Origin of the sequence: Halalkalicoccus tibetensis (assembly GCF_037996645.1) — an archaeon.
GTDB classification, from domain to species: domain Archaea; phylum Halobacteriota; class Halobacteria; order Halobacteriales; family Halalkalicoccaceae; genus Halalkalicoccus; species Halalkalicoccus tibetensis.
The window spans coordinates 185,386-197,281 of record NZ_JBBMXV010000001.1 but is presented as its reverse complement, the minus strand read 5'-3'; the positions used below and the strand labels follow the sequence as shown (position 1 = coordinate 197,281).

Here is an 11,896-nt window from a genome sequence, read left to right as displayed (position 1 = left end):
TAAAGAGATACAGGGAGTCCGCCGCAGCCCCCGGAAGTCGCCCCAGTTTCCGGCAACCATCGCCGGGCGAAGCGACACGGTGAAGTCGGTGACGCGGGAGGGTACGACACGGAATGGTACCGGGATCGAACGTCGGATCCGACCTCTGGGCGCGCGCCAGCGCCCGCTGGGCCCGGCTCGACCGGGGCTGGCAGGCGGTCCTGCTCGGACTCGCCCTCGTCTCCCTCCAGTGGCTTCGCCAGGCGATCTGATGGGATTGCGGCAACACCTTCCCGGACTCGTGACGCTGCTCGCCGTGGCCCTGCTAGCCCGGGGCCTCGCGGCGCTGCTCGGGGTCAACGACCTCGTTCTGGCGATCGTTCTCGGCGTCCTGCTCGGCAACCTCCTCGGGGTGCCGGCGTGGGCCGTCCGTGGCGTCGAGAACCACAAGCTCTTCCTGGAGACCGGGATCGTCCTGCTGGGGGCGTCGATCGCGATCGAGGAGCTGATCGGCGCCGGCTCCCGGGTGATCGCGCTGGTCGTCGGGACGGTCGCCTTTAGCCTCCTGCTGGTCGAGGGGATCGCCCGCGGGGCGTTCGGACTGCGCGATCGGACCGCCTCGCTGCTCGCGGCCGGAACGAGCATCTGTGGGGTCTCGGCGGTCGCGGCGGTCGGGCAGGTCGTCGACGCGCGAAGCGACCAGCTCACCTACGCGGCCGCGACGATCGTCCTCTTCGACGCGATCACCCTCGTGGTCTATCCCGTCCTCGGGGACCTGCTGGGCCTGAGCGGGCGGGAGTTCGGCGTCTGGGCCGGCCTGAGCATGTTCAGCACCGGCCCGGTCGCGGCGGCGGGCTTCGCCCACTCCGCGGAGGCGGGTCAGTGGGCCACGGTGACGAAGCTCGCACGGAACACGCTGTTGGGGGCGGTCGTCGTCGCCTACTCGATCGGCTATGCGACCAAGCGGGCGAACGACCCCGGCGTGAAACGCCTCTGGCTCCAGTTCCCGAAGTTCCTCGTCGGCTTCCTGCTCGTGGCCGCGATCGCCAACGCGGGCGTGTTGACCGCCGACTCGCTCGCCGCCATCGGCAGGACCTCGGATTGGCTGTTCGTGCTCGCGTTCGTCGGGCTCGGCACGGAGATCCGGCCGGGACGGATGCGCGAGAGCGGGCTGACGCCGATCGCGATCGTGCTGTCGGCGTTCTGTCTGATCAGCCTCGTGACGCTGCTGGCCGTCCGGGCCGTCCTGTAGTCGGGCGCCCTTTCAGGGTGGCTCCCGTAGCCGGGGGCATGACCCGATTCGACGCCGACACCGAAGCGGACCGCCGCGCGCTGTTCGCCGAGGCGATCGAGGCCCACCGGACCCGCGACAGCGGGTTCTGTACGCTCGAGGCCGACGAGACGACGTGGATCCAGGTCGGGGAGGACGTGGTGAACCTCGACTGCACCGACGCGGAGCTCGACCGACTCGAGGCCCTCCTGAACGACTTTTCGGCCTTCTCGATCGAGGGGATGGCCAGTCCGGAGAACGTCGAGGGAACGAACGTCCGGGTCCAGACCTACGCCGACGAGGAGCGGATCGCGGGGTTCCTCGAGCGATGCTTCCGCGAGGTCTACGACCGCCCGGAGGGCTACGTCGCGTGGGCGACGGAGGTCTGAGCCTACTGCTCTATCTCGACGGGGTCCGCGGCGAACAGCCAGGCCTCCGAGGAGCTCGCGTCACGCAGTTCGAGCCCGTCCGATCGGTAGTACGCCGAGATCCGGTCGACTGCGTCGCCTCGTAGGGTCATACAGTACACATAGTATACCTGATTCTTTACTATGCGCCGGCTAGAATCCCATGGGAACGACGTGAGGGGGGTCCCCCGGACGGCGCCGTCGCCCGATAGGGATCGAGTAAGGACGAGCGGGAAGGGGGGCGGTCAGGCGAGGAAGTTGAGCCAGGGGAACGAGATGAGCAGGAACAACAGCGCCAGCAGCCCGACGAGGAACGGCAGCACCTTGTAGGCGACGACCATGTAGTCGATCTCCGTCAGGCCGCTGATGATGTAGAGGTTCAGCCCATAGGGCGGCGTGATGAAGCCGATGGCGTCGCCCAGAATGAAGATGACGCCCCAGGTGACCGGGTCGAGGCCGATCTCGAGGGCTGCCGGCGTCAACAGCGGCGCCGTGAGGACGACGTTGGGGATCGACGCCAGCGCCAGCCCGGCGATCAGGACGATCGCGACGAGCGCGACGATGATCAGCCAGCGCGAGCCAAGCGAGAGGACGGCTCCCGAAACGGCACCCTGGAGGCCGAGGAAGGAGAGGTTCTGCTGGACGAGCACCGCGATGACGATGATCGGCATCAACACGCCCAGCAGGACGAGCGACGTATAGCCCGCCCTGACGATCTCGCCGAGGCTCCTGAGACGACCGGTAGCGATGGCCGTCACGAGGACGTACAACACGGCGACGGACGCGGATTCGGCGGGCGTGAAGATCCCGGCGAAGATGCCGCCCAGAAGGATCACGATCGCGCCAAGACCGATCTTCGCCCTCCAAGTGGTCTCAAGGACGTCGCGCCCGTCGAAGGAGTACTCATCGGTGTCGACGCCGTAGTCGTTCTTCTGTGAGAGATAGACGTTGATGCTGACGAGGATCACCAGCATCGCCAGCCCGGGGACGACGCCCGCGATGAACAGTGCCGGGACGGACACGCCGAACGTGACCCCGTAGACGATGAGCATGATGCTCGGCGGGAGGACGCTCCCGATGGTACCGCCGGCTGCGATGGTCGCCGCGGCGTAGGACGGCTCGTAGCCCTCTTCCTCCATCGAGGGGTAGAGCGCCTGGCCGACCGAGGCCGTCGTCGCCGCGTTCGACCCCGTGATCGCCGAGAAGACCGCCGAAGTGCCGATCACGGTGTTGCCGGTGCTGCCGGGCAGCCAGCCCAAGCAGGCCCGCGAGAACGCGATGATGTCGGCCGAGACGTCGGCCTTCCGGAAGAGGTCGCCGACGAGGATGAACAGCGGGATCGCGATGTAGGTGAACGATTCCAGCTCGCTGAAGGCCGTGATGGACATGTTCTGGATCGGGAACGCCGGGACCAGGATGTGAAACGCCACCACCCAGAGCCCGAACGCCAGAACGAGTTGGACGCCCAGCGCGAACAGGAGGATGCTGAGCGCCGTCACGAGCAGTATCGCGATCTCGAAGGGGATCGCCGACTGGAGGACGAACTCGGGGAGCATCAATCACGCACCCCGATCTTCGGATCCGGTCGGATCTCCTCGCCGCGCCGGTAGGCGAGAGTCTTCACGACCGCCCGCTGGAACACCCGGAGCAGTATCAGCCCGGTACCGACCGGCACCGCGAGGTAGAAGTACGCCTGGAGTACGTTCTCGGTACCGACGATCACGCGCCCGGAGCTGAGCACCTGATAGAGCTCGGGGATCGAGTACCAGTAGATCGCGCCGATGACGACGAGCCACAGCGTCCACTCGACGACGTACATCAGGTAGTCACCCCGGCGGGAGAGCTTTCCCCTGAGCAGCGTGAACCGGAAATACGACTCGTGGCGCACCCCCATGGAGGCCCCCAGCCAGGCTATCCAGACGAACAGCCCCTGTGCGACCTCGAACCCCCAGTCGATCGTCCAGCCGATGAGCGCCCGGCCGGTGATGTCGATCAAGGTAGTGACCAGGATCACGGTCAACAACAACAGCGCGACGCTGCCCTCGAAGTACTTCTCGAGGTACAGCGCCCAGTTCGGTAGCCGCGTCCCGATAGACCCCGTCGTGCTCGAGCTAGACATTCCTATCCTCGCTGGCGTCGTTCGTCCGGCGGGGCCGTTCCCCGTCCGACGATACTCGACCGGACCATACCCGACCTCTCGACCCGGCGTCGTTCCGGGAACGGCATAGGTAACAGCGATCAGATCTCATCGAGATAGTCGTCCCACCACGCGTCGATCGTGAACTCCTCGGGGGAGTCGGGCGCCTCGTCCTCACGTGCGGTCTCGTAGATGGTGTCGTAGAAGTCGTCGGGCGCCTCGAGCTCCTCCATCAGGTCCCGCTCGGGCTCCCAGAGGTCCGGGTTCTCCTGGGGGTCGAGCGGTTCCTGCCAGGCGGCCAGCTCGTCGTCGTCGAGGATGTTCACCGTGACGTCCAGCTCGTCCCACGACGATCCCTCCGGCGGCGGGTCCTGCTGACCGACGCGCTCGTCGATCACGTCGTCGGCGATATGGACGGCCTCCTCGGTCATGTCCCGCGTGGCGTCGGCGATGGCCCCGCGCTGGTCCTCGGAGAGGCCCTGCAGCCAGTCGGTGTTCGCCCATAGGACGCCCTGACCGCATTTGAAATCGATGTCGACGACCTGGTCGATGACCTCGCCCATACCGGCTCCGATGGCGACCGACGACCACGTCTCCAGCCCGTCGATGACGCCGGTCTCCATCCCCTGAACGGTGTCCTCCCAGGAGACCTCGGTCGGGCTCGCGCCCCACGTCGACAGCGAGACGTCCGCGACGCGCGATTCGGTCCGGCGGATCGTCAGCCCCTCTAGCTGCTCGGGCCGTCTGAGCTCCTCGCCGTCGAGCTCCTCGGTCGCGTCCTCCGAGATCATTACCTGGCGTAGCTCCGGCGTCCAGGTGTAGAACGGGATGACGTTGTACTTCCGGGCGAACGGCACCCAGTAGTTCTCCCAGGACTCCTCGTGGAACAGCGTATAGGACAGCTGTTCGCGCGAGGGGAACGTGTACGGGACGAGCCAGATCTGGTTCTCGGGGAAGAAGGCCGTGGAGTTCCCGATCGAAGCGTATCCCGCCGCGATGACGTTGCTCTCGACGTTCGACCCACAGTCCGTGGTGTCACAGACCTGGTTCTCGGGCTGGAGGTTCATCGTCACCGAACCGTCCGACTCCTCGTCGATCCGATCGGGCAGCTCGAACGATGGCGTCGGCGAGACACAGCCCATGCAGTTGTTCTCCTCGTTCGCGATCTCCCCGACGGTGAACTCCGCCTCCCCGCCACCGCCGTTTCCACCCTCCTCCTCGTCGCCGACACCGCTCAGACAGCCGGCCAGGACCGCGGCCAACGTGGCCCCGCCCGCCGAACGGAGATACGTTCGTCGGCTCGGATTTTCGTTGGATGATTCCCCTTCAATACTGCTCTGCCTCTGATGATTAGTGACCATAATAATGTTTGATGAGTAGCGGATGACATCCAGCCCCATCGTATGCTGTGAGTCATAATACGACACCCCCGTCCGCTACGGTCGATCAGTATCGTGTTCCGGTTAGATATTTACCATCAAAAGACAAAACAACGCGGGCTTGCGATAGAAGGCCGTTTTTACTAGACTGGAAACAACTCCGGCTATCCGGAACTCGGTCTTCCCCGTTCCTCCCCCCGGTTTAGGTCTCGTCCGTCCAAGGAGATGCTCAGCCGGTCGACGGGCAGTGGATAGCGTCCGTCAGGAATACGGAGATCGTCAGTCCGACGCCCTCGATCGCTTCGACGAGATCGCTCAGCTCCCCTAGCGCGACGAACAGGAGAACGACGATCGCGACCAGGGCGAGGGCGATGACGACGAGGGACGCCGTGAGCAGCTTCACGACCCAGGGGTCGACGCGTGGTGCGGGTTTCATGTGAACCCTCGAATCGAGGGGACGACGGCCCTTCAAACCGACGACGAGGGACTACGAGGAGGAGCGATCGTCGACCCCGTCTTCGAGCAATCGGGTCCGGACGTACGCCTCGAGCTCGTCGAGAGCGGGGTCGACGGGTCGATCGGTCGTCGCCACCTGGAGGATGGCGCCGTCGACCGTCGTCACCAGCAGGTCGGCGACGGACTCGGGATCGACCTCGCGGAAGACCCCCCGTTCGATGCCCGACCGGATTATCTCGGCGTAGCGCTCGCGAAAGAGTCGGTCGGTCCGGTCGAACTGCTCGCGATACGCCGGGTCGTGGGCGGCCTGAACCCGCAGCTCGGTAAGGGCGCTCGTGAACTCGGCGTCCTCGTCGAGGGGGCCCGATCGGGCCCGGTCGAGCGCCGTCCACAGCCGCTCGCGGGGGTCCGCGTCGTCGTCGACGTCGGAGGCGGCCTCGAACTCCTCGAGCATGAACCCCAGGAAGTCCACGAGCAGCTCGTCCTTCCCGCCGTAGTGGTGATAGACGAGCGAGACGCTCTTCTCGAACTCCTCGCCGATGCGCTCGATCGTCAGGTCCGCGTACCCGTGCTCGCGCAGCGCCCGGTAGGTCGCCTGCATCAGCTCCTCGCGGGTCCCCTCGGGGTCTCCGTTGAAGGTCCGTGGCGGCATACTGGTTGAATATTCATTCAACAGCTATATACGCTCGGATCCGCTTCGGTAGTTCGATGAACGCTATCGCGGCAGCGGGCGTCGAGCTGACCTACTCGGACGGGACGAGGGCGGTTCGAGGGGTCGACCTCGAGGTCCCCGAGGGCGAGTTCTTCGGCTTTCTGGGGCCCAACGGCGCCGGGAAGACGACGGCGATCAAGACGCTGACCACGCTGTTGCACCCGACGGCGGGGTCGGTGACCGTAAACGGGTTCGACGTCGTCGAGGAGCCCCGATCGGTGCGGGCCTCGATCGGCTACATGGCCCAGGAGACCAGCATCGACGAGGAGCTCACCGCCCGCGAGAACGTCCGGTTCGCCTGCGAGGCCTACGGCGTCCCCCGAAGCGAGCGTGCCGATCGGATCGACGAGCTGCTCGACCTCGTCGATCTCGCGGACGTCGCCGACAAACGTTCCGAGGGCTTCTCGGGCGGGATGCAAAAGCGCCTGGACGTGGCGATGGCGCTGGTTCATCGCCCGCCGCTGGTCTTCCTGGACGAGCCGACGACCGGCCTCGACCCGAAGGCCCGGATCGACCTCTGGGAGTACTTCCGGGAGATCAATCGCCAGGGGACGACGGTCTTCCTCACCACCCAGTATCTGGAGGAAGCCGACCAGCTCTGTGACCGGCTCTCGGTGATTCAGGACGGGGAGATCGTCGCGACCGACTCCCCGGAGACGCTCAAGTCGCGGGTCGGCGGCGACGTCCTCGAGATCACCATCGAGGACGCGAGCGACGAGGAGCGCGAGCGGGCCCGCCGGATCGCGGCGGAGTCGGGGCTGTTCGAGGAGGGGGCCATCGAGACCACCGAGGACGGCATCAGCGTCACCTCCAAGGCCGCGCGCCGGTCGGGGACCGATCTGCTGGTCGCGCTCCGGGACGCGGGCTTTACCGTCGTCGGCTTCGACGTCCGCTCGCCGACGCTCGACGACGTCTTCCTCGCGATCACGGGCGAGCCGGCCGACGACGATGGCGAGGACGGCGAGGCTGCCGGGACGGGCGACGACGCGGCCGAGCTGGAGGCGAGCCGATGAGCACGCTCGACGGCGGGTCGGACCCGACGGCCGCGGGTAACGGCTTTCTCGCGGACGTCTGGATCAACCTCAAGCGCTGGCTGATCAAGACCACGCGCAACCCGTTCGTGGTGGTCTCCTCGCTGGTCCAGCCGATCGTCTTTCTCGTCCTCTTCACCGCCGTGTTCGGACAAGTCACCGGCGACGCCCTCGAGGGGGCGCTCGGCGCCGAGATCAGCTACATCACCTTCCTCGTGCCCGCGATCGTGATCCAGTCGGCGCTGGTCGCGGCCGCCGGCTCCGGCATCGGGCTGGTCGACGACATGGAGAGCGGAATGTTCGAGAAGGTGCTCGTCTCGCCGATCAGCCGCGGCGCGATGTTCCTGGGGAAGGCGCTCTCGGAGGTCGTCCGGATCGTCGTTCAGACGGTGATCATCCTCGCGCTGGGCTACGTCCTGCTGTGGTTCGAGACCGGCGGCGAGGTCGGCACCTACATCGAGACCGGCCTGCTGGGCGTGCTCGGGATCATCGGGGTGACGATCGTCTTCGCGATCTGGTTCACGGCGTTCTCGAACATTGTGGCGCTGATCACCCGCGATCAGGAGTCGACCATCATCGGCGCGAACCTGCTGCAGTTCCCGCTGCTGTTCGTCTCCAGCGCGTTCCTGCCCGTCGAGGCACTGCCGGGCTGGGTGCAGGCGTTCGCGACGGTCAACCCGATCACCTACGGCGTCGACGCGGTCCGCGCGCTGATGCTCGGCCAGGACGTCCTGACCGTCATCGACGTCTCGACCTTCGGCGGGGTCTGGGACACGCTCGTTCCGGCGCTCGCGATCCTGCTCGCGCTCGATCTCGCGCTCGGGGCGGTGGCGATCCGCTATCTGAACCGCGCCTCGAGCTCGCAAGTCAGCTGAGGACTCGTATATGGTTCCCCGAGTCGGACTTCCTATAGCCGGAGATGGGAGGTCGAGTTCGGGCCGTCGTCGCTATCGTCGTCGCTGCTCGGCCCCTGCTTCAGGAACCGGGCGTCGTCGTCGGTGAGGTAGACCTGCCCGCCCTCGACGCTCACCTCGACCGAGGGCAGCGTCGTCTGGGCCGCGGGGCCGTTGTCGCAGTGGCCCGAGCAGGCGTCGAACATCGAGCCGTGTTTCGGGCAGACGATCCCGCCATCGCGGACCACAGTGCCGACGCCTTCGCGGTAGAGCTCCTGTGACTCGTGAGTGCAGCTGTTGACCCACGCTTCGATCCCGTCCCCGTCGGGGTCCCGGCAGAGGACGAGGAGTACCTCGGTATCCTCGCCGTGTTCGTCACGGACCGTGAACAGCCAGGTCCCCTCCTCCTCGACGGTGTCGACGCTGGTCAGCCGGTGGCGACCGCTCATGGTCGTTCATCGGGGGAGCAATCAGTTTAGCCTCTCGATCGGGGAAAGGGAGGAAAATCGGGGACGGAGCCGGTCGCTACCGGCCGCCGCCGAACATCTCGCGCATCATCGGGTGCATCTCCATCATCTGCTCTTCGGCGATCTCCTCGTAGAGCTTGTAGGTGATCGACACCGCGAGCAGCAGCCCGGTGCCCGAGACGGCACCGATGGTGCCGAGCATGTTCGCCATCACAGCGAGCAGGCCCACCAGCGCCCCGCCGATGACCGTCACCTGCGGGATGTAGCGTTCAAGAACCTTCTCGTAGACGCCGATGTTCTGGCGGAAGCCGGGGATCTGCATCCCCGAGTTCTGGATCTGCTTCGCGGTCGCCTCCGGGCCCATGTTCGTGGTTTCGACCCAGAAGATCGCGAAGATCGCCCCACCGACGATCATCACGGTGAGGTCGATCCCCACCCGGAGCATGATCTGCCAGGGCGCCTGGGCGGCCTCGCCCAGCCACCACATCCACTCCTCGGGGGCCTGGATCGGGTTCAGGTAGTAGAACAGCCCGCTCGTGGGCTGGCCCTGACCGTCGTAGGTACCGAGCCACGCGGGCATCGCCGCCCACTGGGACTCGAGGATCCGACCCATGAACTGGACGTTCATCTGCAGGGCCCGAACGAGGATCATCGGCAGGACGCTCGCGTAGATGAGCTTCACCGGGAACCGCCCCCGGGCGCCCTTCACGCGGGCGTGCGAAAGGGGCACTTCGACGCGGACGGATTCGGCGTAGACGACCACCGCGAAGATGAACACCGTCGTGATGATCGCCAGCAGCGCGCCCTGTCCGAGGAACAGCTCCTGGATGCCCTCGCTGGTCAGCAGGGAGGGGAACTCGGTCGCGCCGAAGACGATCGAGAACCACGTCGGGATGATCCCCGTATCGCCGGGCAGCCCGCCCCAGGCGAACAGCCCGCCGAGGAGGCGCTGGCTCACGCCGGCGATGATGAACAGGCCGATCCCGCTGCCGACGCCCCATTTCGAGACGATCTCGTCGAGAAACAGGATGAAGACGCCGCCGATGAACACCTGTGCGAAGATGAGCGTCTGGATCGTCGTCTCGCCGTAGGCCGCGGCGAGCTCGGGGCTGGCCGGAAGGAAGCCGCCCAGGAACACCATCGGGAAGGCGGTCAGGGCGGTCATGGCGATCACCAGCAGCTTCTGGAGGCCCTGATAGAGCACCTGATCGCGCGGGTCGTTGGTGTCCAACCCGAGCAGTCCGGCACCGCCCAACAGCTGCAGGACGATGCTGGCGGTGACGATCGGGCCGATCCCGACCTGCAGGAGCGTCCCCTGCTCGCCGGCCAGTATCGACCGGAACTGGCCGAAGATGTCCTGACCCGCCTGGGCCTCGGGCATCCCCCAGAGGTAGACGTTCGTCAGGAAGAAGTAGACGAGCAACACGCCAAGCGTCCACCCGAGCTTTCGCTTGAAGGGGACGTGGCCCTCCGGGCGGGTGACGCCCGGCATGCGGGTGAGAACCGGTTCAGCGGCTTCCTTCCAACTCATTGATTACGCTTCGTCAGCGGTTGGTTCAATATCTTCCGGTTTGGATTCGTCCTCGTCGGACTCCTCCTCGTCCTCGTCGACCTGGCCGCGCTCGGAGACGATCGCCTCGCCGCCGTTCTCCTCTATGAGCTCGACCGCGCTCGCCGAAAAGGCGTCGGCGGTGACCTCGAGGCCGTTTCGCACTTGGCCGCCGCCGAGCACCTTCACGGCGTCGGCCTCGTGGCCGTCCTCGACGATGTCGCGCGCGTCGAGGCTGTAGCCGTCGTCGGTCTCCTCGGCGAGGCCGTCCGCGGCGTACAGCGCCGCGTCCTCGTCGAGCTTCTGGACGTCGATCTCGAGGATCGTGTCCTGTGCCTTCTCGGGCCGCTTGAAGCCGTGCTTGCCGAGCGGTCCGTAGTTGTGGAACTCGTGCTTGCTGCGTCCGGCGGCACCGCGTCCGCCACGGTGGCCGGCACCGCGTCGGTTCTTGTGGGTGCCCCCGCCGTGGGTTCGCGAGCCGCGCTGGCGGTTTTTCTTGCTGGTCATTGTCTTATCGCATCGCGACGAGGAGCTCGTCGATCTCCTCGGTCGAGTGTTTGCCGAGCTGGCCGCCCTCGGCGGTGACGTGCTTGAGCCCCTCGTGGCCGCCGCGTGGCGGGTGCAGGCGCAACACGGGGGTCAGTCCCTGTTCTCTGAGCGTCGTCTCCTCGGCGAGCAGCGCCTCGGCGAGCGCCTCCACCGAGTCGTACTCGGTGTTCTCCGCGAGCCACGCGTCGTCGATCTCGGCGCTGCCCTCCGCGGGCTCGGCGCGCGTGCGGATCAGCGTCTCGACGGTCTCCTGGCTCGGCTCGCCGTGGGCGACGTAGTCGTTGACCTTCGTGATCATCCCGCGGAACGTCTCGTGTTCGGGGACGAGCGCGCAGTGGTTGACGCGGTGGAGGTTGAGCATCGAGAGGGTGTCCTCGACGTCGCCGCTCATGTTGACCTCGCCGCGCAGCTGAACGATCGCCTGCATCACTCGATCACCTCTCGCTGGGCGGCCGCGTGGTCGGGCACGCGCGCCTCCGCGGTGTTGCGAAGCGCGTTGAACGTCGCCTTCGCGAAGTTCACCGTCGTCCGGGTCTGGCCCGACGACCGGGTCCAGGCGTCCTCGATGCCCGCGAGCTCGAGGACGTGGCGGACGGTCTCGCCGCCCGCGAGCCCCAGCCCGCGCGGTGCGGGCAAGAGATCGACCTCGACGCTGCCGGCCTTGCCGGTCGTGCGAAGCGAGACGGTGTGGGGGCGACCGCAGCCACACTCCCAGGAACCACAGCCCCGCGAGACGTTGATGATGTTCAGTTTCGCGATACCGATCGCCTTCTGGATGGCGCCGCCGACCTGATCGTCGCGGCCCTCCGCGTAGCCGACGTAGCCGTCGCGGTTGCCGACCGCACAGACACAGCGGAACTTGACCCGGCGACCCGAGTCGGTCATCCGCTGGACCATGTTGATGTCGAGCACCTCGTCCTCGAGGCCGGGAAGGAGCTGGTCGACGACTTCGACCTCCTTCAGCGGCAGCCCCGAGTTGAGCGCCTCGTCCATCGTCTCGATCTCGCCGTCGCGGACGAGCCGGCCGAGTCGGGTCACGGGCTCCCATCCGTCGTTTCGTGCCATTG

The 11,896-nt window shown here is 66.6% G+C and carries 16 protein-coding genes; 5 read left to right on the top strand and 11 right to left on the bottom strand.

The window, feature by feature from the left end; genetic code table 11:
• Window positions 1–113: 113 nt before the first annotated feature.
• The 3 genes from WOA58_RS01190 to WOA58_RS01180 are packed head-to-tail and all read left to right on the top strand — an operon-like array spanning window position 114 to window position 1,638.
• Window positions 114–251, top strand: coding sequence for a hypothetical protein (locus tag WOA58_RS01190; RefSeq protein ID WP_340602296.1), 138 nt, complete (start codon window positions 114–116; stop codon window positions 249–251).
• Entirely contained in the window at window positions 251–1,231 is a 981-nt protein-coding gene (locus tag WOA58_RS01185; RefSeq protein WP_340602295.1) for a YeiH family protein, read from the top strand. Before WOA58_RS01190 ends, WOA58_RS01185 begins: the two co-directional genes overlap by 1 nt.
• 38 nt (window positions 1,232–1,269) lie before the next feature.
• Window positions 1,270–1,638 carry a hypothetical protein gene (locus tag WOA58_RS01180; RefSeq protein ID WP_340602294.1) on the top strand — a complete coding sequence of 123 codons (369 nt, stop codon included), beginning with the start codon at window positions 1,270–1,272 and terminating at the stop codon, window positions 1,636–1,638.
• Window positions 1,639–1,640: 2 nt separating this feature from the next.
• On the opposite strand, the gene WOA58_RS01175 is transcribed toward WOA58_RS01180, so the two are convergent.
• The 6 genes from WOA58_RS01175 to WOA58_RS01150 all read right to left on the bottom strand — a co-directional run bounded on the left by WOA58_RS01175 (window position 1,641) and on the right by WOA58_RS01150 (window position 6,280).
• Window positions 1,641–1,769 (bottom strand): hypothetical protein, encoded by a 129-nt coding sequence (locus WOA58_RS01175; protein WP_340602293.1) that lies wholly within the window; start codon window positions 1,767–1,769, stop codon window positions 1,641–1,643.
• Window positions 1,770–1,901: 132 nt separating this feature from the next.
• Complete coding sequence (locus WOA58_RS01170) at window positions 1,902–3,212, bottom strand: TRAP transporter large permease (RefSeq protein ID WP_340602292.1); 1,311 nt, start codon at window positions 3,210–3,212, stop codon at window positions 1,902–1,904.
• Window positions 3,212–3,775, bottom strand: coding sequence for a TRAP transporter small permease (locus WOA58_RS01165; protein WP_340602291.1), 564 nt, complete (start codon window positions 3,773–3,775; stop codon window positions 3,212–3,214). Before WOA58_RS01165 ends, WOA58_RS01170 begins: the two co-directional genes overlap by 1 nt.
• A 119-nt stretch (window positions 3,776–3,894) precedes the next feature.
• Window positions 3,895–5,055: a TRAP transporter substrate-binding protein gene (locus WOA58_RS01160; protein WP_340602290.1), complete on the bottom strand. Its 1,161-nt coding sequence runs from the start codon at window positions 5,053–5,055 to the stop codon at window positions 3,895–3,897.
• Window positions 5,056–5,401: 346 nt separating this feature from the next.
• On the bottom strand, window positions 5,402–5,608 hold the full coding sequence (locus WOA58_RS01155; protein WP_340602289.1) for a hypothetical protein: 207 nt from the start codon (window positions 5,606–5,608) through the stop codon (window positions 5,402–5,404).
• A 51-nt stretch (window positions 5,609–5,659) separates the two neighbouring features.
• Entirely contained in the window at window positions 5,660–6,280 is a 621-nt protein-coding gene (locus tag WOA58_RS01150) for a TetR/AcrR family transcriptional regulator (RefSeq protein ID WP_340602288.1), read from the bottom strand.
• Window positions 6,281–6,336: 56 nt separating this feature from the next.
• Between WOA58_RS01150 and WOA58_RS01145 the strand changes: the two genes are divergently transcribed.
• A complete protein-coding gene (locus tag WOA58_RS01145) occupies window positions 6,337–7,353 on the top strand; it encodes an ATP-binding cassette domain-containing protein (protein ID WP_340602287.1) in 1,017 nt (338 codons plus the stop codon).
• Window positions 7,350–8,246 carry an ABC transporter permease gene (locus WOA58_RS01140; protein ID WP_340602286.1) on the top strand — a complete coding sequence of 299 codons (897 nt, stop codon included), beginning with the start codon at window positions 7,350–7,352 and terminating at the stop codon, window positions 8,244–8,246. Before WOA58_RS01145 ends, WOA58_RS01140 begins: the two co-directional genes overlap by 4 nt.
• A gap of 32 nt (window positions 8,247–8,278) precedes the next feature.
• On the opposite strand, the gene WOA58_RS01135 is transcribed toward WOA58_RS01140, so the two are convergent.
• The 5 genes from WOA58_RS01135 to WOA58_RS01115 form a co-directional block, all read right to left on the bottom strand.
• A complete protein-coding gene (locus WOA58_RS01135; RefSeq protein WP_340602285.1) occupies window positions 8,279–8,713 on the bottom strand; it encodes a Rieske (2Fe-2S) protein in 435 nt (144 codons plus the stop codon).
• A gap of 76 nt (window positions 8,714–8,789) precedes the next feature.
• Window positions 8,790–10,262, bottom strand: coding sequence for a preprotein translocase subunit SecY (gene secY / locus WOA58_RS01130; RefSeq protein ID WP_340602284.1), 1,473 nt, complete (start codon window positions 10,260–10,262; stop codon window positions 8,790–8,792).
• A 3-nt stretch (window positions 10,263–10,265) separates the two neighbouring features.
• Window positions 10,266–10,787 carry an uL15m family ribosomal protein gene (locus WOA58_RS01125; protein WP_340602283.1) on the bottom strand — a complete coding sequence of 174 codons (522 nt, stop codon included), beginning with the start codon at window positions 10,785–10,787 and terminating at the stop codon, window positions 10,266–10,268.
• Between the two features lie 4 nt (window positions 10,788–10,791).
• Window positions 10,792–11,256, bottom strand: coding sequence for a 50S ribosomal protein L30 (gene rpmD / locus WOA58_RS01120; RefSeq protein ID WP_340602282.1), 465 nt, complete (start codon window positions 11,254–11,256; stop codon window positions 10,792–10,794).
• Window positions 11,256–11,894 carry a 30S ribosomal protein S5 gene (locus WOA58_RS01115; RefSeq protein WP_340602281.1) on the bottom strand — a complete coding sequence of 213 codons (639 nt, stop codon included), beginning with the start codon at window positions 11,892–11,894 and terminating at the stop codon, window positions 11,256–11,258. Before WOA58_RS01115 ends, rpmD begins: the two co-directional genes overlap by 1 nt.
• Window positions 11,895–11,896: the final 2 nt, after the last annotated feature.

Bases quoted from the DNA above. Each gene is read 5' to 3' on its own strand.
- WOA58_RS01190 (WP_340602296.1), top strand. From the start codon at position 114: ATGGTACCGGGATCGAACGTCGGATCCGACCTCTGGGCGCGCGCCAGC.
- WOA58_RS01185 (WP_340602295.1), top strand. From the start codon at position 251: ATGGGATTGCGGCAACACCTTCCCGGACTCGTGACGCTGCTCGCCGTG.
- WOA58_RS01180 (WP_340602294.1), top strand. From the start codon at position 1,270: ATGACCCGATTCGACGCCGACACCGAAGCGGACCGCCGCGCGCTGTTC.
- WOA58_RS01175 (WP_340602293.1), bottom strand. From the start codon at position 1,769: ATGACCCTACGAGGCGACGCAGTCGACCGGATCTCGGCGTACTACCGA.
- WOA58_RS01170 (WP_340602292.1), bottom strand. From the start codon at position 3,212: ATGCTCCCCGAGTTCGTCCTCCAGTCGGCGATCCCCTTCGAGATCGCG.
- WOA58_RS01165 (WP_340602291.1), bottom strand. From the start codon at position 3,775: ATGTCTAGCTCGAGCACGACGGGGTCTATCGGGACGCGGCTACCGAAC.
- WOA58_RS01155 (WP_340602289.1), bottom strand. From the start codon at position 5,608: ATGAAACCCGCACCACGCGTCGACCCCTGGGTCGTGAAGCTGCTCACG.
- WOA58_RS01150 (WP_340602288.1), bottom strand. From the start codon at position 6,280: ATGCCGCCACGGACCTTCAACGGAGACCCCGAGGGGACCCGCGAGGAG.
- WOA58_RS01145 (WP_340602287.1), top strand. From the start codon at position 6,337: ATGAACGCTATCGCGGCAGCGGGCGTCGAGCTGACCTACTCGGACGGG.
- WOA58_RS01140 (WP_340602286.1), top strand. From the start codon at position 7,350: ATGAGCACGCTCGACGGCGGGTCGGACCCGACGGCCGCGGGTAACGGC.
- WOA58_RS01135 (WP_340602285.1), bottom strand. From the start codon at position 8,713: ATGAGCGGTCGCCACCGGCTGACCAGCGTCGACACCGTCGAGGAGGAG.
- secY (WP_340602284.1), bottom strand. From the start codon at position 10,262: ATGAGTTGGAAGGAAGCCGCTGAACCGGTTCTCACCCGCATGCCGGGC.
- WOA58_RS01125 (WP_340602283.1), bottom strand. From the start codon at position 10,787: ATGACCAGCAAGAAAAACCGCCAGCGCGGCTCGCGAACCCACGGCGGG.
- rpmD (WP_340602282.1), bottom strand. From the start codon at position 11,256: ATGCAGGCGATCGTTCAGCTGCGCGGCGAGGTCAACATGAGCGGCGAC.
- WOA58_RS01115 (WP_340602281.1), bottom strand. From the start codon at position 11,894: ATGGCACGAAACGACGGATGGGAGCCCGTGACCCGACTCGGCCGGCTC.